Raw genomic sequence first — 21,545 nt, 5'->3', positions numbered from 1 at the left:
AGGTGTTTATAAAATGACAAATAAGAAAATAAATGTTTTGAATGTAAGGTTTGATAATTTAACCAAAAAAGAAATGTTGTCTGCATTAATAGATCGAGTAAACAAAAAAGAAAAAACGTTCGTAGTGACGGCCAACCCGGAAATCGTCATGCATGCGAATGCTGATAAACACTATATGGCTATTTTGAAACAAGCGGATTATATTACAGCAGACGGCATTGGAATCGTTAAAGGAGCCAGGATGCTTGGCACGCCCATTGTTGAACGAGTAGCTGGATATGATTTGATGCTGGAACTCTTAAAAGAAGCTGATTTAGATCAGAAAAGTGTTTACTTATTAGGTGCTAAGCAGACAACCATTGAAAAGGCAGTCAAAAAATTAAAGAAAGACTATCCGCAAATCAATATAGTAGGTTACCACAACGGCTATTTTGATTTAGCTGATGAAAGTATCTTAAGTGAAGTGTTAGCAGCGGAACCGGATCTCTTGTTTGTAGGCTTAGGTTTTTCAAGACAAGAAAAATGGATCCTACGGTATTTGGAGCGAGCAGATAAAGGGTTAGCCATGGGTGTAGGAGGTGCTTTTGATGCCTATACAGGAACCGTTAAGAGAGCACCGGCTATCTTTATCAAAATGAACCTTGAATGGTTCTACCGATTGATAAAGCAACCTTCTCGATTTAAACGGATGCTGGTTTTGCCGAAATTTTTGGTTGCTGTTAAAAAAGAAAAGAAAAATGTTAGTTAAAATGAGGGACCAACGGATGAAAGTTTTACATGTAAATGCAGGATTAGAAGAAGGCGGAGCAAAGACGCATATTTTATCTCTTTTATCGCAGTTTAATGCTCATACAGCAGAGCTGCTGGTATTGGAAGAGGGAATAGTAGCACGGGAAGCGAGAGCTTTAGGAATCACTGTGCAATCTATCAGCCAAACTTCCCGCTATGATTTGTCTATTCTAAAAAAAATGGTCACGCTCATCAATGAAGGGCAATACGATATTGTACATACTCATGGAGCAAGAGCGAATTTAATCTTAAGTCTTATTAAAAAACGCCTAAACGCAACATGGTTAACCACCATTCACAGTAACCCTCAGCTCGACTTTGTGGGAAAAGGACCAAAAGGGAAAGCTTTCTCTTTTTTGAATGTAAGAAGCTTAAAAAAAGCCGATGGTTTGATCACTGTAACGGAGGAGTTTAAAAAAGTTCTCATCGATATGGGCATTCCAGAAACAAAGATTTCTGTTGTTTACAACGGTTTGCTTTTTGACGGCCAAAAACCCTCTGTAAAAGTCCATTCAGTATTTACAATCAGTTACATTGCCCGATTGACCCCTATCAAGGGTCATGAATTGTTATTTGAAAGCCTGCAAGCTAGTGCCTTAAACGATTTTCATTTAAATGTCATAGGAGATGGAGAGTTAAGAGAAACACTGGAACAAAAAGCACAAGAGTTGAAGTTGGCAAACAACATTCAGTTTCATGGCTTTTTAGATAAACTTGCCATTGAACAAATTTTGCAGCAAACCGATCTTTCTGTTTTAGCTTCTTACAGTGAAGGATTTCCTTTAGCGTTGTTAGAATCCGCTAATCAGCACGTTCCTTTTATCAGTACCGATGTGGGGGAAGTAGCTTTATTAGTTCCGGATAAGTCTTATGGTTGGTTAGTACCTGTGGGCGATAAAGCAGCCTTTTCGCAAGCATTAAAAGAAGCTTATGCTGATTGGCAAACGAATACCTTGAAAGAAAAAGGGGAAAACTTGTTTGAGTTAGCTTCAAATCAATTTTCTCAAGAAAAATTTTATCAAGAAACTGTAGCGGTTTACGAAAAATATGATTCAAAAACAAGACATGTGGAAAAAATGTAACAAGAAATTGAAAAGGGTTTAGTTTCTTTTAAAATTTAAGTAAAAATTAAATTGCAAAAACAAAAACTACTGATACAATAAAAGGGCAATGTAAAAAAACGTTAGATATACATAGAAGAGTTGAAAGAGGGTAAAGAAATGGCGAAATCACGTTCAGAAATGCGAAGCAGTTCCCACAAACAACCTAAAAAAAGAAAAAGAGGGCCAAAAATCGTCTTATTGATTTTATTGGTTTTAATTGCCATATTCGGATTGTTTATTTGGAAAGTTTACAGTGATGTAACAGGTACGACTGAAAAAATTTATAAAGGTGTTGAAACAGAAGAAGTCAGAAAGAAGCCAGTCAATATCGATAAGAGCGAAGCTTTTTCAATCTTGATGCTCGGTGTTGATACAGGTGATCTAGGCCGAACTGAACAAGGCCGATCAGATACCATCATGGTTATGACGGTCAACCCTAAAACGAACGAATCAAAAATCGTCAGCATCCCGCGTGACACGTATACCGAAATCGTCGGCAAAGGAACGATGGACAAAATTAACCATGCATATGCATTTGGTGGAACCAGCATGTCGATGAACACCGTTCAAAAATTATTGGATATTCCAATCGATTATTATGTAGAAGTGAACATGCAAGGGATTCAAGATATCGTAGATGCAGTCGGCGGCATTCAAGTGACCAGCCCGTTATCATTTACCACTGAGGGTTACACCTTCACAGAAGGACAGACTGAAACACTTGATGGGGCAGCAGCATTAGCTTACTCAAGAATGCGTTACGAAGACCCGAATGGAGACTATGGTCGTCAAGGAAGACAGCGCCAAGTTCTTGAAGCCATCGTCAAAAAAGTAGCAACATTCTCAACCATTACCAATTACCAAAGTGTGCTCGGAACAATGGAGAATAACATGAAAACCAACTTAGCATTTGCGGATATGATGGATATCTTCAGTAAATACCGTTCAGCAGCTGGTAATATTGAACAAATTCAATTAGAAGGAACGGGAGTTATGATGAATGGCGTCTCTTACCAACAAATTGACCCTGCAGAATTAGCTAGAGTTTCCACTCTTTTAAAACAACAACTTGAATTAGAATAACAAATACGAAACACTGTAAAGATTTTTTTACGGTGTTTCGCTTTTTTTATTAAAAAGATACTATTTAAATTGCAAAATGGAAAAGTACTGGTACAATAGATTTACAATATAGAAAAACAACTGATATACTTTTACCCACTTCATTACAATAATTTTATCTATAATTTGACCTCTTTTTAAACACCACCTTCTTCAAGTTCGATTCAATCCATTTATAATCAATCAGCAACACCTCCTCAGCACTATTTTCTAAACCACTTTATTTCGTGTTTTCCTTTTTTGAATAACAACCCATTTTTAGTATGTTCAGTATTTTAAGAAGAAACGAGGGATTAGAATGACAACAAAAGATACAGAAGCGTTAGACAATCATGGTCTAAAGGAAGAACAAAAAAAACGGCAAATGCAACAAGCAGGAATGACAATTCTGTTAGGCATGATAACAGGAGCAATAAGTATCGGGCTGTTGCAATTTTATCAGGCTCAGTTTAACACAGTAATTATGAAAACTTATTTTAGTGAAGTTTCGTTCGTCCTAGTTTTATTGCAAATCAGTATCGTTTTTATTTTGTATATTTGGGTAACCGCTTTAATAGGGAATAAGTGGATTGGTTCAACACTAGTACTGATTGTTTCTTGGGTTGCGGGTATTGCTAATCAACAGAAAGATCTTTTTCGTGGTGAGCCATTGTACCCCAATGATTTACTGATGATCAAAGAATTACCGTTTTTAGTGAAAATAATCGATAAAAAAATCTTGATCAGTGTGTTGTTGCTAATCGTGCTATTGTTAGGGACTGGCTTGTTGTTTGGTTATTCACGGTTTAAAAAACTAAAAACACAAAACACATCTTCTGAACTGAAAAAGAGTAAGAAATCCCTTTACTTAACACGAGCTTTGGTATTCATAGCAAGTTCTTTATTGATTGGCTACATTGCTAACTTTAACCAACCAAAAAATATTGTTCAAGCAGCTTTTAACCGCAGTGCTATCTGGGTTGGTTGGAGCCAGCAGCAAAACTACCTTGATAACGGCTTCGTTGCCGGTTTCCTCTTTAACCTAGATTCCCCTGGGATGGAAGAGCCTTCCAACTATTCAAAAGAATCCATTAATGAAATCGTTTCAAAATACAAAAAGAGTGCGGCAGCAACAAATCTAAAGCGAGACCAAACATTGGAAGATATCAATATCATTTATGTGATGAATGAAACCTTTACCGATCCATCGAAAATCAACGGGATGTCTCAATCACGAGATCCGATACCAAAAACGCATGAGCTATTAAAACAAAACAGAAGCGGCGAAGTCTTGTCTCAAGGCTATGGCGGAGGAACTGCGAATATTGAATTCGAAGCGCTGACCGGCTTTTCAATGGAACCCATGTTGCCTAGTATTACCACCCCATATACTCAACTCACCAAACAAATTCACCAAATGCCTTCTTTGGTTTCTTACTTAAAAGATTCAGGACACCAAACGACAGCAATTCATCCCTATGATACCTATATGTACAAAAGAACGGATGTGTACCGAGAAATGGGCTTCAAAACGTTTCTGTACGATGCCACAATGAGCCACACCTCAACAAAAGACCAAAATACTTTTATTTCAGACGAATCAGCTTATCAAGAAGTACTAGATCGCTTAAACCACACGAAAGAGAAAGACTTTATTCATTTGGTGACGATGCAAAATCATGCGCCTTATCCTGGCAAGTATCCAGAAACCGATTTTGTGGCTGGAGGGACTGATTATAGTGTTGAAGCGATTGAAAATTACTATCAGGATTTAGCGTATAGCGATGACGCTTTAGAGATGCTGATCGATCAATTAGTGGAATATCCTGAAAAGACCATTGTTTTCTTTTGGGGCGACCATTTGCCTGGATTTTACAGCGATGAAATTTATCAACAAAATAATGACTTGACCATGCACCAAACGCCGTTGTTGATTTATACAAATTTTTCAGAAGATGATACGGATTTAGGCGTCATCAGTCCGATTTACTTTGCGAATCACCTTTTAGAAATAGTGAATGTGTCGCTTTCTCCTTATTATGCTTTGTTAAGTGAACTCGAAGATGTTCTGCCGGCATTTGAAAAAGGCATGTACGTTGAGACCACTGATAGTGAAATGAAAATGAACCGTGAAGAGTTGTCGCCAGAGACACTGGAACTGTTGAAAGACTACGATACGATCATGTATGATGTTCTGACAGGCGAAAATTACAGCTCCGATTTGAATTTCTTCAAACCTTAATAATGACAATTAAGATTGTTATTTTAACTATTGTATATTATGATTAGGGAGCAAATTGGACCGATAGTTAAATGAAGAATATAGGAATGTTCAAATGGCTGTTTTAATTATGGGGAGAGGAGTATAGGTAATACTTTATTAGAGTTTTTTATAAGATCCACCAAGATAACATTAACTTATATTCGTTTGGATTTAAATGATTCAGTTTGTAAGATAACTAAGTTTTTATAACGCTAATTTTCAACAAAGTTTAATTAATATAATTGCTGGGGATGTTAACATATTGAGGTTTTGTATTACTTAAGGATTTTTTTGGGATAGTAAAAACACTTGAAAAGTTATTAACTAATAATCACTAAATTCATTTATATAGTCTATACGAATTGATTAAATACTCAATTTAAATGTTTTTGATTTGTTTAATGGTATTTTTTGTATAAAAGACTTTTTTGTTTCTATTTTAAACATTAGTAGCGATAGTCATTGGACAGACAAGTTTTGGAATATTATCATCAGCGGGTCTATACGAATATTATTTTTATGCTATGACTTCTGTCTAAACGTCAATATTAGCTTTTTTAACTCAAAATCGCAGACTATTTATAGTATTTAAAGTGGACTTAAATTAGTGTCCTAATTAATCTGTTTTTCAAATGTCGAAAGTATTAAGGTATATTATACAAAAGTTCCTTTTTTTAGTTTTCTATTAATATTAGAGGATTTATAATGTTTATTTAGTTAGGTGAAACCTATTCAACTATTATAAAGTATAGCAAAGGTGTGTAAAAATGAAGCAAAAGTCTTTAATTAAGAATGCGTTGTATAATTTTTTATATACAGGGTTAAATTTATTATTTCCTCTGATAGTGTCACCTTATATATCAAGAACATTAGGTGCATCAAATTTAGGTAAGGTTAATTTTGCAACTTCAATAGTGAGTTGGTTTTTATTATTTGCTACATTCGGAACAGCTACTTATGGTGTTAGGGAAGTTGCGAAGCAACGTGATAATAAAGAAAAATTGAGTAAATTATTTTCCGAAATTGTTGTAATAAATGGAGTGCTTTCATTAATTGTTACAATAATATATTTTGTTTTAGTAATAAATATTAATCAATTTTCTAAAGAGCTGCCCTTATATTTGATTATGTCTCTTAGTATTATTTTAAATATGTTTGCAATTGACTGGTTTTATCAAGGGATTGAAGAATATAAGTACATAACAATAAGAAGTGCCATATTTAAGTTAATTTCATTAGTATCTATTTTTTTATTTGTCCATGAAGAAAACCATTATGTTATCTATGGCCTGGTAAGCGTTCTAGCAATTAGCTTAAGTAGTATTTTAAACTTTGTATACAGTAAAAAATTTGCTCGGTTTAGTTTTAAAGGGATTAATCCATTTAAACATATTAAGTCATTAAATATTTTTTTTATAAATACTTTAATTATAAGTATTTATACAAACTTGGATCAAACGCTTTTAGGCTTTTTTGTAAATACTAAATCTGTCGCGTATATGAATAGAAGTAAGGCTATTACAGGGTTAGCTATTTCTATATCCACTGCAATATCGAACGTAACTTTGCCACGAGCTTCGTATTATATTGATACTAATAAAGAAAAATTTAATGATTTGTTGAAAATAATACCTAAGTTTATCTTGTGGATTACTATACCAATAACGGTAGGAATAGTGGTATTAGCGCCTAATCTAATGTTTTTGTTAGGGGGCGAGGAATTTATCGAAGCTTCAGTCTTACTACAAATTATTTCTTTGATTATTATTTTTTCTCCATTAGCTGGCTATTTACAAAATCAAATTTTAATCCCAACAGGTAACGAAAAATTTGGTTTATATGCTGCTTTATTTTCCAGTATAGTCAGTTTAATTCTTAATTTCACATTAATTCCTACACTTGGTTATCTTGGAGCAGGATTTACTGTAGTAATTGCTGAATTAATTTCAGTTACATCTAGATATTATATAGTTAAATATAAATTAGAATATAATACTGTTAACTTTTGGGATAGGTCTACGAGATTATATCTAATTTCTGCGTTATTAATGGGCGGATTGGTTTTAGTTATAAGAAATAGTATTGAAAATTCATTTGTATCGTTGGTAGTGGGTGCTATATTAGGATCAGGTTTTTATTTCCTTGTTCTTTTATTAAGCAAAGAAACTGTAATGATGCTTATTTTAAGTAAAATAAAAAACAAAAAAAATAGTTAAGTGTAAAATATAATAGGTTTTAAAATTGCCGATTGTAAAATTAAGCTAGACAACTAAAAAAGCCATTCGTGGTACACTCAAAATGTATTTCCGACCAAAGAAAACATAGGAGTGATCACGAATGACCTACACCCATCTTACCACTGAAGAACTTGTAATGATAGAAGCTTATTTCCACCAAAACGTTTCCGTTTTAAAAATTGCCACCTACGTTGGCCGCTCACGTCAGACGATTCATAACGTCGTTACTTTCCTAAGAAAAGGCTACACGGCTCTTTATTACTTTAAACAGTACAAAGAAAATAAGAAGCGTTGTGGTAGGCATTCTATTTCTTTACCGCATGACCAACAAGAATACATTCAAATGAAAGTCTCTCAAGGATAGACACCAGATGTGATCATTGATCGTGCTGAAAGACCCATTGCTTGTTCCGTACGAACGTTATATCGACAGTTCAGGAAAGGGGTTTTTGATTAAGCAACCCTTCCAATGAAAGGAAAACGTAAGCCCAATGGTCATAAAGAAAAACGTGGGAAACAGGCTTTCAAAAGGAACATATCCGAAAGACTAAACGATTATCCTCATTTTAAAGAAGAGTTTGGTCACCTAGAGGGTGACACAATTGTTGGAGTTCATCATAAAAGTGCAGTAATTACACTGGTTGAACGACTGTCAAAAGTCATTATTACCTTGAAGACCAACGGTCGAAAAGCACAAGATATTGAAGTGGCTGTAAACAAATGGCTCCGCTTTATTCCAAAAACTCTCTTCAAATCAATCACTTTTGATTGTGGAAAAGAATTTTCCAATTGGAAAACCATCAGTAATCAAAATAATATGGCTATTTACTTCGCTGATCCAGGAACGCTATCCCAACGAGCTTTAAACGATCATTCCAATGAACTACTTCGAAAAGACGGTTTGCCAAAAGAAATGGATTTTAACTAAGTGGATAAATCCTTTGTTTCTAGAGTAGCTTCGATAAGAAACAACATTCTAAGAAAATCTTTACAGTATCAGATGCCGCTAGAAATGTTTTTGAATTACATTAATGAGTGGGAACTGTCTAATTTAATTTGACAAACGAAAAATATAAAAAATACCATTATAAAGAAATAAATCTGTGAATGATGGTTGTTTTTTTAGAAAAAGCTAATTTTAAAAAACAGTTAGTACACGCAAAAGTAATAAAAATATATAAAGAATAGACCTGTGGAGGAATCACTAATTACAATTCATTTACAAACATAAGAAAGTGGACACATTAAAGTCCTAAAAAGAAAAAAAAGAAACATTTTGTTTGTTTTAATTACTTTGCTGGCTATATTCGGTTTGTTGGGCAAGTTTACTGATATAAACTAGGTAAGTCTAAAAAGCTTTAAAAAGCGTCGGTAATAAAGAAAAAGTTGACAATAAGTCGATTAATATTGAAAAGAGTAGTGTTTCTCGTTTTAATATTGGTTGATATAGGGAAAAGGTGAACCTCGATTAAATTATAGTTGAAGTTTTTTATCGACAAATATTTTTGAAGAACTAGCAAGAAATACCAAACTTTTAAGAAAGCCATTTTAACTAAAGTAAACTGAATAAAACATCGCAAAGTACATTTATAGTGTTTCAACTTTTTGTTGAAAACGTATTTTGATAGGCGAAAATTGCAACTCCGATTTAGATCTTTTTAAACCCTGATAGTGAGGGTTAAGATTGTCATTTTAGGCATTGTATATTATGATTAGAAAGTACGTTAAATCAATGATAGTTAAATGGAAATCAAAGGAGCGTTCAAATGGCTATTTTAGTTACAGGTGGTGCTGGATATATCGGCAGCCACACAACTGTTGAATTACTAAATGCAGGATATGAAGTGGTAATTGTTGATGATTATTCAAACAGCAAACCAGAAGTATTGAAACGAATCAAAAAAATTACTGGAAAAGAGTTCAGCTTTCATGAAGTAAATATTTTAGATAAAGCAGCATTGGAAGAAGTATTTCAAGCTCATGAATTAGATGCGGTGATCCATTTTGCAGGCTATAAAGCGGTTGGAGAATCTGTCGCTGAACCGTTGAAGTATTACCACAATAATTTAACCGGCACATTTGTTTTGGCTGAATTAATGGGAAAATACAATGTGAAAAAAATGGTGTTCAGTTCTTCGGCAACCGTTTATGGCATGAACAATGTTTCTCCCTTAACAGAAGATTTGCCATTGAGCACCACAAATCCATATGGCACAACGAAGATGATGATCGAACAAATCTTGCAAGACATTTACAAAGCAGATCCTTCTTGGAGCATCGCGCTATTGCGTTACTTCAATCCAATTGGAGCACACGAAAGTGGCCGAATCGGTGAAGATCCAAATGGCATCCCAAATAACTTGATGCCATACATCACACAAGTAGCCGTGGGGAAACGTGATCAGCTAAGCGTTTTTGGCAGCGATTATGATACGCCTGATGGAACCGGAGTACGTGATTACATTCATGTCGTTGATTTAGCAAAAGGTCATTTGAAAGCGGTCGAAAAAGTACTAGCTACTGAGCAAATCGAAGCCTATAATTTAGGAACAGGACAAGGTTACAGTGTTTTGGACGTTGTGACCAATTTCGAAAAAGCGACGGGACAAAAAGTTCCTTATGCTTTAGTAGACAGAAGACCAGGAGACATTGGGACTTGTTATTCAGATGCTACAAAAGCAGCTGTTGAATTAGGTTGGAAATCTTCTTATGATCTAGAAGAAATGTGCCGAGATTCTTGGAGGTGGCAAGAAAACAATCCAAATGGATATGTATAAAGTATAAAAAAAGACTAGTAGATAAAGAGAGGCATTGATCCTAAGTTAGGTGAGCCTTTCTTACATAATGTAATGGAGGAAAAGAAAATGCAAAAAGTTAGAAAAGCGGTTATTCCCGCAGCAGGATTTGGGACACGGTTTTTACCAGCAACTAAAGCGATGGCAAAAGAAATGCTGCCAATCGTAGATAAGCCAACGATTCAATTTATTATTGAAGAAGCTGTTGAATCAGGTATTGAAGATATTTTGATCGTAACTGGTAAAGGGAAACGTGCAATCGAAGATCATTTCGATTCGAATTTTGAATTGGAAGAAAATCTTAAAATGAAAGAAAAATGGGATTTATTGAAATTAGTGCAAGACACAACTAAAGTACGGCTGCATTTTGTTCGTCAGCCGTATCCAAAAGGTTTAGGCGATGCAGTTCTACATGCAAAAAGCTTTGTCGGAAATGAACCGTTTGTTGTGCTGTTGGGCGATGACATGATGAAAGCTGACGTCCCACTGACGAAACAACTAATGAACCAACATGAAAAAACTGGTTTATCCGTTTTAGCAACGATGCGTGTACCTCATGAAGAGACATCGAAATACGGCATTATTGATCCAGTAACTAAAATAGAGGAAGGACTTTATGAAGTCGATCATTTTGTTGAGAAACCAAAACCAGAAGATGCGCCGAGCGACTTAGCAATTATTGGCCGTTACTTACTGAACCCAGAAGTTTTTGAAATCTTGGAAAAACAAGAGCCAGGTGCGGGAAATGAAGTTCAGCTAACAGATGCGATTGAAACGTTGAACAAAACACAAAAGGTCCTAGCTCATGAATTCAAAGGGACTCGTTATGATGTTGGAGACAAATTTGGTTTTATGACGACTAGCATTGAATATGGTTTAGAACATCCAGAAGTGAAAGATAATTTGAAAGAATATATTATCCAATTGAGTAGAGAATTAAGAGAAGAATAAAAGTTATAACTTAAATTGTATTATTATATGAAATTTTCGTATAGGCCTTAAAAATGTACAACCATCGTGTTGTGCATTTTTAATTTTTACATTATGATAATAGAGTGAATACATTTAAATATACTTATGGATAAGGAGCAAAATATTTTGAAAATAACAGTAGTAGGAACAGGTTATGTAGGATTGTCTAATGCAGTTCTACTAGCTCAACATAATGAAGTAACAGCGTTGGAAATTATTGAAGAAAAAGTAAACTTGATCAATCAAAAAAAATCTCCAATTGCGGATAAAGAGATTGAAGGGTATTTAGCCACAAAAGAACTAAACCTAACAGCAACAATGGACAAAGCAGTTGCCTACAAGAAAGCTGACTATGTTATCATTTCCACTCCGACAAATTATGATGACAAAAAAAATTATTTTGATACATCTACAGTAGAAGGTGTAATCGAAGATGTTCTGGAATACAATTCCTCTGCAACGATGATTATAAAATCCACTGTGCCTGTAGGGTACACAAAAGAAACCAAAGAAAAATACGGTACAGAAAATATTATTTTTGCTCCAGAATTTTTAAGAGAAGGAAAGGCTTTATATGATAACCTTTATCCTTCAAGAATTATTGTTGGAGAAGAATCAGAAAAAGCAACGATTTTTGCGGAATTATTAGCTGAAGCAGCTATTAAAGAAGAAATTCCAGTTTTATTTATGGATTCTACTGAAGCTGAAGCGGTTAAACTATTTTCTAATACGTACCTAGCTTTACGGGTAGCTTACTTTAATGAACTAGATACTTATGCAGAAGTAAGAGGATTAGATACCAAATCCATTATTGATGGTGTAAGCTTAGATCCTAGGATAGGTTCCCATTATAATAATCCTTCATTCGGTTATGGTGGTTATTGTTTACCGAAGGACACAAAACAACTATTGGCAAACTATGAAGAGGTGCCTAATAATATTATAGGGGCAATCGTAGACGCTAACCGTACACGAAAAGATTTCGTAGCTAACCAAATAATCGAGATGAATCCTAAAGTTGTGGGTATTTATCGGTTGACGATGAAAAAGGATTCGGATAATTTTAGGGCTTCTTCTATTCAAGGAATCATGAAACGCATCAAAGCCAAAGGAATAGAAGTTGTTGTATATGAGCCTGTTTTAAAAGAGGATTTATTTTACAAATCAAAAGTAATCCAAAGTTTTGAAGAATTTAAAAAAGTATCAGATATTATTGTGTCGAATCGTTTAGAAAAAGAATTAGTAGATGTTAAAGACAAAGTTTATACAAGAGACTTATTTCATAAAGATTAAACAAAAGATAGAGTGGCTCATTGTTTGATTTTAAAAAATAAAAATTAAGAAGAAAATAAATACTAAAAAAGCATAGTTAGAAATTTCAAATTATGCTTTTTTAATATAATCATTAGATAGAAAAATGATTATATTAAAAAGCATTCGAATATTACTGGTATTATGTTATACTATAAAAGTGTTAAAATTTATATTGAAATTAATAAAGTAAGCGTAGGAGGAAATCATGGAAGAAGAGATTAGTTTATCGGAGTTATTTGGTATTCTGAAAAAAAGAATGGCAATGATCGTTAGTTTAGGATTAGTGGTCTTAATTTTGGCAGCGGTATTTACTTTTTTTATTGCCACACCTAAATACAATTCAACTACTCAAATATTAGTCAATCGTACAACAGAATCAGCTGAAGGTATGCAACTGAATGATATCAATACAAACGTTCAAATGATCAATACATATAAAGATATCATTAAAGGACCGGTTATTTTAAATGAGGTAAGTGATAAGTTAAAAGGGGACCTAACTACGGGACAATTGTCAGAAAAAATAGAAATTGGAACACAAGATAATTCCCAAGTATTCTCTTTAACTGTGACGGATGAAAATCCATTTTTAGCTGCTGAAATAGCTAATGAAGTAGCAACGACTTTTCAAAATGAAATTGGCAATATTATGAATGTTGATAATGTCACGATTATTTCTGAAGCTATTCCAAATAACAATCAGATTTCACCAAATAATCCTCTGAATTTAGTGATTGGATTATTAATTGGTTTAATGTTAGGTGTTGGTACAGCTTTCTTGCTTGAATTTATGGACACGACTGTTCGTGATGAACAATTCATTATCAACGATTTAGGTTGGACCAGTTTAGGTAGTGTTTCTGAAATGTCTTCTGCTGAATTAACGTCAAAAGTTGAAACTACCAAGCAAGTAAATTCTAGAAGAGCTCAAAGTAGAGTATAAAGAGGTGAAAGAGATGTTTAAAAAGAAAATAAAAGAAGTTAATGGTGAACGTCCTAGTTTGATTACATTAACCAGACCAAGTTCTGTTATCGCAGAGCAATTCAGAACGATTCGTACGAATATCCAATTTTCTATGGTGGATCAAGATTTAAAAACAGTGGGAGTTACATCTGCTGGTCCTGGTGCTGGTAAATCTACTATATCTGCTAATTTAGCAGTAGCCTTTGCTTCTCAAGGGAAAAAAGTGTTATTGGTCGATGCAGATATGCGCAAACCAACTGTTCATAAAACGTTCCGTTTGCCTAATCATGATGGATTGACTACTTTATTGACAGAAAAAGATGTGCAGATAAGCGACATTGCACATAGAGTTTCTACTGAAGGACTATTTATTATCACGAGCGGAGTTATCCCGCCAAATCCATCCGAACTATTGGCTTCGAAACGGATGGATAAATTAATGAATGAACTAGAGCAGCTTTTTGATTTGATTATCTTTGATATGACTCCAGTAGTAGCGGTAACAGATGCGCAAGTTATGGCTAGTAAAGTAGATGGTACTATTTTTGTTATTCCTAAAGGCTTGACCAATAAAGATATGGTATTAAAATCAAAAGATTTATTAGATAAAGTGCATGCCAATGTGATTGGTGCGATTTTTAATCGTGTAGAAATGTCTGCCGATAACTATTATTATTACTATGGAGAGAAGGAGTAAATCAGATGATTGATTTGCATTGTCATATTCACGGCATCGACGATGGTGTAAAAACAATGAATTATTCTTTAGCAATGGCTTATGCGGCTGTTGCTGAAGGTATTACTCATATCTTAGCAATGCCACACTATAAAAATGTACGTTGGGATAATGAAAAAACAGATATACTAAGAGATGTAGAAAATCATCAAAATGAATTAAATGATCGTGATATCCCGTTAATTATCTTTCCAAGGCAAGAGATTCGTAAGATAGAAGAAATGATGGAAGATATCCAAGAAAATAAAATTCAATTTATTGATGAACTCAACCAAGATTTCTTGATTGAGTTCCCGACAGCGACAATCCCCGCTTTTATGGACTCTTTATTTTTTAATATACAAACAAAAGGAATCACTCCAGTCATCGTTTATCCTGAACGCAATCGTGCTATTTTAAATGATCCTAATAAGATGCTGGCTCTTATTGAAAAAGGAGCATTGGCTCAATTGACTGCTGGAAGTTATGTGGGAACTTTTGGGAAAAAAAATCAAAAAATTAGCAGACAGTTGATTGTTGCCGGTTTAGTACATATTATTGCTTCTGACGCTCATAATCTCCAATCAAGAACTTTCCATTTGAAAGAAGCGTATGAAAAGCTTGAGAAAGAATTTGATAAGAAAAAAGTTCAACAATTTAAACAAACCACAAAAGACTTAAACAATGGAGAAATTATTGTCACAAATCCGCCTAAAGAGGTTAAGGTCTCTAAATTCTTAGGATTATTTTAAAAGGAGGAGTGAAACGGAAAATGAGTAGAAAAACGAAAAAAATTATACTAGTTGGGTACGACAGTGTCGCCATTATTGTTTCAAGTCTTTTCGCTTATATTTTTTTAGATCCCTATATAGGGTTACCAGTACGCTCATTTCTCTTAACTGTTGGAATGAGTTTAGTTCTTTATTTGACTTTAGCAGCGTATTTCAAGTTGTTTTCAAAAATTAACCGTTATACCAGCATTCGTGAAGCTATGGCAATTGCGATTTGTGTCACGGTAGCGTTTTTGCTTGCTGCGTTAATCTCGGTAGCGTTGATGCAAGTTGTGAGTTTCCGTTTTGTTTTATTAACGTACATATTCTCGCTCTCTGGGATTGCGGGAAGCCGAGTCTTGTGGCGGATTTATAACGAACACCATTATCGCAAAATACATGGGCGTTCAATAGAAAAACAAGTACGCACGTTGATTGTTGGAGCTGGCAATGGTGGAAGTGTATTTATCCGTAGCTTAAAACGCGATATTAGTGATGTGAAAGTAATAGGCATTGTTGATGATGAAAGTTCAAAACAAAAGATGTTACTATATGATATCCCTGTTCTGGGACAAATCGAAGATATCCCTGACTTAGTAAAAAAACACCAAGTTGAACAAATTACGATTGCTATTCCATCACTAGCTCCTAATGAATATGAACGTATTTTAGATTTATGCAATGAAGTAGACGTTGAAGTCAATCAGATGCCATCGATTGAAGATGTGTTAGAAGGTAAATTATCAGTTAGTCAATTTAGAGAAATTGATGTAGTAGATTTACTAGGGCGAGATGAAGTTCGATTAGATATGCAACAAATATCTATCAAATTAACTGGTAAAACAATATTAGTCAGTGGTGCAGGCGGATCAATTGGTTCTGAGATTTGTCGTCAAATTGCTAAATTTTCACCCGCTAAGTTAATCTTATTAGGCCATGGAGAAAATTCCATTTATTTAATTGATAAAGAATTAAATAATTTCTATAAAAATAAGATTGAAATTGTTCCAGTGATTGCAGATATTCAAGATCGAGATCGTATTTTCCAAGTAATGGAAGAGCATAAACCAGATCGAGTCTATCATGCGGCAGCACATAAACATGTACCGATGATGGAATATAATCCACGTGAAGCGGTTAAAAATAATATTTATGGTACTAAAAATATGGCTGAAGCAGCTAAAGCTGTTGGTGTTGGAAGTTTTGTAATGATATCAACTGATAAAGCGGTCAATCCACCAAATGTCATGGGAGCTACTAAACGCATAGCTGAAATGATAGTTACAGGTTTAAACGAACCAGGAGGAACAAAATTTGCAGCGGTTCGTTTTGGAAATGTCTTAGGTAGCAGAGGTAGTGTTGTACCGTTATTTAAAGAACAAATTAAAAGTGGGGGACCAGTTACTGTCACTGATTTTCGGATGACGCGCTATTTTATGACTATTCCTGAAGCCAGTCGATTAGTTCTTCAGGCTGGAGCATTAGCACAAGGTGGAGAAATTTTTATTCTTGATATGGGAGAACCGGTTAAAATTTACGATTTAGCTAAAAAAGTTGTTAAGCTTAGCGGATTTACTGAAGCAGAGATTCAAATTAAGGAAACGGGCATTCGACCTGGAGAAAAACTTTATGAAGAATTGCTTGTTGATAGTGAACAAACAGAAGAGCAAGTATATGAAAAAATATTTGTTGGGAAAGTAACTGATATGCCATTATCTAGTGTTATGGAATTTGTTCATACATTAGATGAATGCAATAGTAAGAAACTAAAAGAGCGTTTGATTGGATTTGCAAATGAAAAACTAGAAAATGCTGTTCAGAGTATCCAAGAAGAGAAAGGAGTTTATACTGATGTACCGGAAAATGTTCAAACGAGTTATTGATGTCGTATTGGCACTACTCGGTCTAATCATTTTATCTCCTATGCTTTTATTTATTATTGTAGCGATTAAAGTAGATTCAAAAGGTCCTATTTTTTTTAAACAAAAAAGAGTTGGAAAAGATAAAGAACTATTCAATATTTATAAATTCAGAACAATGAAAGTAGACACGCCAAATGATGAACCGACTCATTTATTGAAGAATCCTAGCTTTTTTATTACGAAAGTTGGAAAGCTTTTAAGAAAGACTAGCTTGGATGAATTACCTCAACTGATTAATATCCTAAAAGGTGAAATGAGTATCATTGGTCCAAGACCTGCCTTATGGAATCAATATGATTTGATAGAAGAAAGAGATATTTATTACGCTAATGACATCTATCCAGGATTAACGGGTTGGGCCCAAATTAATGGACGAGATGAGCTCCCTATACAAAAGAAAGCGGCGTTAGATGGAGAATATATAAAAAATATGAGTTTTCTATTTGATGTAAAGTGTTTTATTGGCACAATTATAAGTGTTGTGAATTATGATGGAGTTGTTGAAGGTGGAACAGGATCATTAGGGAATCGCGAGGCAACGAAGAATGACTAAAAAAGTACTAATAACAGGGGTAAATAGTTATGTCGGAAATCAATTAGCAGAGTGGTTAAATAAAGAACCTGAAAAATATGAAGTTGTAAAAAAATCTGTACGAAATAATAAATGGAAAGAAATAGTTTTTTCGTCTTTTGATGTGGTTGTTCATGTAGCTGGAATAGCTCATCAAGATACGAAAGCAGATCAAGAAGATCAGTATTACAAAATTAATACAAATTTAACGATTGAGCTTGCAACTAAGGCTAAAGCAGAAGGCGTTAGTCAATTTATTTTCATGAGTAGTATGATTGTTTATGGAGCAAGCAGTAAAATCGGGGAAACAAAAGTCATCACAAAAGAAACGATACCTGAACCCGTTAATTTTTATGGGAACAGCAAGCTATTAGCAGAAGAAGGGATTTTACCTTTACAAACTGAAGAATTTAATGTTGTTGTCATACGTCCACCGATGATTTATGGAAAAGGATCAAAAGGAAACTATCCTTTATTAGCTAAATTTGCAAAGGTCTCACCTGTTTTTCCAGATATTGAGAACCAAAGAAGTATGTTATATGTTGATAATCTAACAGAGATTATTCGATTGATAATCGTCAATGAAGACCAAGGCATCTTTTTCCCTCAAAATAAAAGTTATGTACAAACTTCTGAGATGGTAGAAACGATTGCAAAAGTTAACGAAAAAAAAATTAAACTTATTAAGTTACTTAATCCATTATTACTGACGTTGGGTAAAAAAATAAAGATAATAAATAAAGTTTTTGGAAGTTTAACTTATGAACCTTCATTAAGCTTCTATGAATCCAATTATCAATTGAATGATTTGAAAGAATCTATAAAAGCGACTGAAATAACTGAAATGGAGCGTATGGTTTAATGAAAAAAGTTCTTATCTTAGTGAATCATGATGTGGTTATATATAATTTCAGAAAAGAACTAGTAGAAAGACTTCTAAAGGACGGTTTTGAGGTAGTCATCTCCTCACCCTATGGAGAACGTATCGATGAATTAGTTAATATGGGTTGTAAATATATTGAAGCAACTATTTCAAGGCATGGTACTAATATATTAGAAGAAGTTAAGCTAATAAATTATTACAAAAAAACAATAAAAAATATAAAACCAGATGTGGTGCTTTCGTACACTATCAAGCCCAATATATATGGAGGCATGGTTTGTAAATCTTTAAATGTACCTTATATTGCTAATATAACAGGACTAGGGACAGCTGTTGAAAAAGTAGGAATATTACAAAAAATTTCAATCATTCTATATAAATTTGCATTTAAAAAAATTAATCGTGTATTTTTTCAAAATACAGAAAACATGCAATTTTTTATTGATAATAATATTATGAATGATAAACACCGCTTAGTTCCAGGATCTGGCGTGAACTTGAATCACTTCATTCCGCTACCATATCCTAATGATAATACAGTTGAATTTGTATTTATTTCTAGAATTATGAAAGAAAAAGGTATAGATCAATATTTAGAAGCGGCAGAATATATTCGAGAAAAATATCCAAATACTAGATTTCACGTTTGTGGTTTTTGCGAGGAAACTTATGAAGAACGATTAAAAAAGTTAGAAAACGAAAAAGTTATTATTTATCATGGCATGGTGCGTGATGTTAGGGATATTATAGTAAAAACTCATTGTACAATTCATCCAACTTATTACCCAGAAGGATTATCTAATGTTTTACTAGAAAGTTCAGCATCTGGAAGACCAATTATTACAACTAATCGATCAGGGTGTCGAGAAGTTGTAAATAACGGTGTTAACGGTTATATTGTGGAACAACAAAACACGCAAGAATTGATATCGAAAATAGAAAAATTTATAAAATTAACAAATAAATCTAAGGAACAGATGGGGCTTGCTGGAAGAAAAAAAGTTGAGCAAGAATTTGATAGACAAATTGTTGTAGATGCTTATATGGATGAAATAAATAAGATTCGTTCATATGTAACTGTTGAAATAAATAAAGAAAAGTCACTGATGTGAAAGGAATATAAGAAAATGACACAAAAGATATTAGTTACAGGAGCAGCAGGTTTTATTGGCTTTCATTTATCAAATTTATTAGCTGAAAAAGATTTTGAAATTATAGGCATTGATAACTTAAATGATTATTATGATGTGACATTGAAAGAAAGGCGTCTTGAAATATTAAACGAATTAACAAACTTTAAATTTTTAAAAATAGATTTAAAAGATAAACAAAATATTAATAAACTTTTTGAAGAGGAAGAATTTGATATAGTAATTAACTTAGCTGCTCAGGCTGGTGTTAGATATAGTATTACTAATCCAGATGCGTATGTAGATTCAAATTTAATTGGTTTTATGAACATATTAGAAGCTTGTCGGCATAATCCTGTTAAGCATTTATTATATGCTTCTTCAAGTTCAGTATATGGTGGTAATAAAGTCGCGCCTTTCTCTGAGAATCATAACGTTGATCACCCAGTCAGTCTCTACGCAGCAACAAAAAAATCAAATGAATTAATGGCTCATACATATAGCCATCTTTATGGAATACCAACAACTGGATTACGCTTTTTTACAGTTTATGGTCCATGGGGAAGACCAGATATGGCTTATTTTTCATTTGCAAATAAAATTATAGCTGGAGAAACTATTGACGTATATAATCATGGTAAAATGGAGAGAGATTTTACGTATATAGATGATATTGTTAAAGGGATAGAAAAATTACTTTTAAACATTCCCAAAGAAAATCTAAAGTGGAATGAAATAGAAGATTCAAAGGGTACTAGTTTTGCTCCATATCGTATTTTTAATATTGGTAATAGTAGTCCAGTCCCTTTAATGGAGTTTATCTCTATTTTGGAAGATAAACTTGGCAAAAAAGCTATAAAAAATTATATAGATATGCAACCTGGTGATGTATTGAAAACATATGCAGATGTTTCAGAATTAGAAAAAACAATAGAATTTAATAATACGACTTTTCTTGAAGAAGGAATCGAAAAATTTGTTCTATGGTATAAGGAATATTATGTTTGAAAAACTAATGTTTTTAAATTTTAAAGATTATAGATAATCCATACTTCTTAAAAACAGAACTGCGTTCTGGCAATGAGTACACATCCAATGTTGTGGCAAAATTTGTCCGACCACCTTTTAACCGCTACCAAGAAATAATACCCGCATACACTATCCTTATAAGCTATGTGAAGAATTAATTTTTATGTTATTTGACCGAAACCGAATCGTAAAATTGGAAAAGTCGTTGAACAATTTGTATTCATAAATAATTATCAGAACTGAGATGAAAAAGAAATTGATTATCCTTCCACAATCTAAAATCTAACAACAAAAGAGCTGAACACGTCCATAAGAAAACTTTTCATTGAAATTGTGTGTGGAAAAATGTCTTGTTAGCTCAGCATAAACTCATCCTAGCCAAAATTTGTTAGAGAATATATTTACAGAAATGTTCTACCAAACCTACTTTCAAAGAGTAACTATGGAAAACCACATTGAGGAAGTCAAAAACAAATTATATTTTGATAAAACCGATAGTTCCGGTTTAAAAAAAAACGATTTTCATATGATGTTAAGTTTATTTATTTAGAATATCGTCAATTTCACACGGATCTTTTGTTTTACAAAAGAAATCAAAGGTTTCCAAATTTCAATTATTCGTTTGTTTAAAATAGCAGGAAACTTATTCATTCTGGAAGAAATACATTCTTGAAACACAGTTGATATCGTATTTATCAAAAACTTTTTTCATGAAATGTTGTAGAGTATTCAGCGTTTGAAGTGGCTATAGGACTTATACTTATATTAATTTTTTAAAAATAGATAACTTTTATGAATTTGTGCGCCTAAAAACTCAATTTTCTGGTGAAAAATTATTAGTTTAGGAAATTGAAATTGAACTAGTGAAAATAAGAAGCTTTAGTTTTAGCAAAGTAGAAAATATAAGTTTATCTTTTGATAAAGTATGAATGCTTCAGGATAGATTTAAAAAATCATAAAATAACATATTTATTTTTATAGCGTAGA

At 33.3% G+C, this 21,545-nt stretch carries 17 protein-coding genes and 1 pseudogene; all 18 read left to right on the top strand.

The window, feature by feature from the left end; all coding sequences use genetic code 11:
• The first annotated feature begins 13 nt into the window (after positions 1–13).
• The 18 genes and pseudogenes from JHE06_RS08070 to JHE06_RS12405 all read left to right on the top strand — a co-directional run bounded on the left by JHE06_RS08070 (position 14) and on the right by JHE06_RS12405 (position 21,108).
• Complete coding sequence (locus JHE06_RS08070; RefSeq protein ID WP_201088465.1) at positions 14–748, top strand: WecB/TagA/CpsF family glycosyltransferase; 735 nt, start codon at positions 14–16, stop codon at positions 746–748.
• Positions 749–764: 16 nt separating this feature from the next.
• Entirely contained in the window at positions 765–1,871 is a 1,107-nt protein-coding gene (locus tag JHE06_RS08065; protein WP_201088464.1) for a glycosyltransferase family 4 protein, read from the top strand.
• Positions 1,872–2,009: 138 nt separating this feature from the next.
• On the top strand, positions 2,010–2,975 hold the full coding sequence (locus JHE06_RS08060) for an LCP family glycopolymer transferase (RefSeq protein ID WP_201088463.1): 966 nt from the start codon (positions 2,010–2,012) through the stop codon (positions 2,973–2,975).
• 337 nt (positions 2,976–3,312) lie between these two features.
• The gene (locus JHE06_RS08055; RefSeq protein ID WP_201088462.1) at positions 3,313–5,235 is read left to right on the top strand and encodes an LTA synthase family protein; all 1,923 of its coding nucleotides are present in this window, start codon (positions 3,313–3,315) and stop codon (positions 5,233–5,235) included.
• Between the two features lie 788 nt (positions 5,236–6,023).
• A complete protein-coding gene (locus JHE06_RS08050) occupies positions 6,024–7,472 on the top strand; it encodes an oligosaccharide flippase family protein (RefSeq protein WP_201088461.1) in 1,449 nt (482 codons plus the stop codon).
• A gap of 121 nt (positions 7,473–7,593) precedes the next feature.
• Positions 7,594–8,553 (top strand): annotated as a pseudogene (locus tag JHE06_RS08045) (IS30 family transposase).
• 706 nt (positions 8,554–9,259) lie between these two features.
• On the top strand, positions 9,260–10,270 hold the full coding sequence (gene galE / locus JHE06_RS08040; RefSeq protein ID WP_201088460.1) for a UDP-glucose 4-epimerase GalE: 1,011 nt from the start codon (positions 9,260–9,262) through the stop codon (positions 10,268–10,270).
• Between the two features lie 87 nt (positions 10,271–10,357).
• Complete coding sequence (galU, locus tag JHE06_RS08035) at positions 10,358–11,239, top strand: UTP--glucose-1-phosphate uridylyltransferase GalU (protein ID WP_201088459.1); 882 nt, start codon at positions 10,358–10,360, stop codon at positions 11,237–11,239.
• 147 nt (positions 11,240–11,386) lie between these two features.
• Positions 11,387–12,553 carry a nucleotide sugar dehydrogenase gene (locus JHE06_RS08030; protein WP_201088458.1) on the top strand — a complete coding sequence of 389 codons (1,167 nt, stop codon included), beginning with the start codon at positions 11,387–11,389 and terminating at the stop codon, positions 12,551–12,553.
• A 226-nt stretch (positions 12,554–12,779) separates the two neighbouring features.
• On the top strand, positions 12,780–13,517 hold the full coding sequence (locus tag JHE06_RS08025; RefSeq protein WP_201088457.1) for a YveK family protein: 738 nt from the start codon (positions 12,780–12,782) through the stop codon (positions 13,515–13,517).
• A 13-nt stretch (positions 13,518–13,530) separates the two neighbouring features.
• Positions 13,531–14,235: a CpsD/CapB family tyrosine-protein kinase gene (locus tag JHE06_RS08020; protein ID WP_201088456.1), complete on the top strand. Its 705-nt coding sequence runs from the start codon at positions 13,531–13,533 to the stop codon at positions 14,233–14,235.
• Between the two features lie 5 nt (positions 14,236–14,240).
• Positions 14,241–15,005 (top strand): tyrosine-protein phosphatase, encoded by a 765-nt coding sequence (locus JHE06_RS08015; protein WP_201088455.1) that lies wholly within the window; start codon positions 14,241–14,243, stop codon positions 15,003–15,005.
• Positions 15,006–15,025: 20 nt separating this feature from the next.
• Positions 15,026–16,906: a polysaccharide biosynthesis protein gene (locus JHE06_RS08010; RefSeq protein WP_201088454.1), complete on the top strand. Its 1,881-nt coding sequence runs from the start codon at positions 15,026–15,028 to the stop codon at positions 16,904–16,906.
• Entirely contained in the window at positions 16,875–17,498 is a 624-nt protein-coding gene (locus JHE06_RS08005; protein WP_201088453.1) for a sugar transferase, read from the top strand. The genes JHE06_RS08010 and JHE06_RS08005 overlap by 32 nt, the downstream gene beginning before the upstream one ends.
• Positions 17,491–18,378: an NAD-dependent epimerase/dehydratase family protein gene (locus JHE06_RS08000; protein WP_201088452.1), complete on the top strand. Its 888-nt coding sequence runs from the start codon at positions 17,491–17,493 to the stop codon at positions 18,376–18,378. The genes JHE06_RS08005 and JHE06_RS08000 overlap by 8 nt, the downstream gene beginning before the upstream one ends.
• A complete protein-coding gene (locus JHE06_RS07995) occupies positions 18,378–19,511 on the top strand; it encodes a glycosyltransferase family 4 protein (RefSeq protein ID WP_201088451.1) in 1,134 nt (377 codons plus the stop codon). Before JHE06_RS08000 ends, JHE06_RS07995 begins: the two co-directional genes overlap by 1 nt.
• A gap of 15 nt (positions 19,512–19,526) precedes the next feature.
• Positions 19,527–20,537: an NAD-dependent epimerase gene (locus tag JHE06_RS07990; RefSeq protein ID WP_201088450.1), complete on the top strand. Its 1,011-nt coding sequence runs from the start codon at positions 19,527–19,529 to the stop codon at positions 20,535–20,537.
• 430 nt (positions 20,538–20,967) lie between these two features.
• Positions 20,968–21,108, top strand: a complete 141-nt coding sequence (locus JHE06_RS12405) for a hypothetical protein (protein WP_442861662.1) — start codon at positions 20,968–20,970, stop codon at positions 21,106–21,108.
• The last annotated feature ends 437 nt before the right edge of the window (positions 21,109–21,545 follow it).

The sequence above is a fragment of the Carnobacterium sp. CS13 genome, from assembly GCF_016653495.1.
Classification (GTDB): Bacteria; Bacillota; Bacilli; order Lactobacillales; family Carnobacteriaceae; genus Carnobacterium_A; species Carnobacterium_A antarcticum.
Note: the sequence above shows the minus strand (reverse complement) of the source record. Positions and strands in the feature narration are given on the sequence as shown.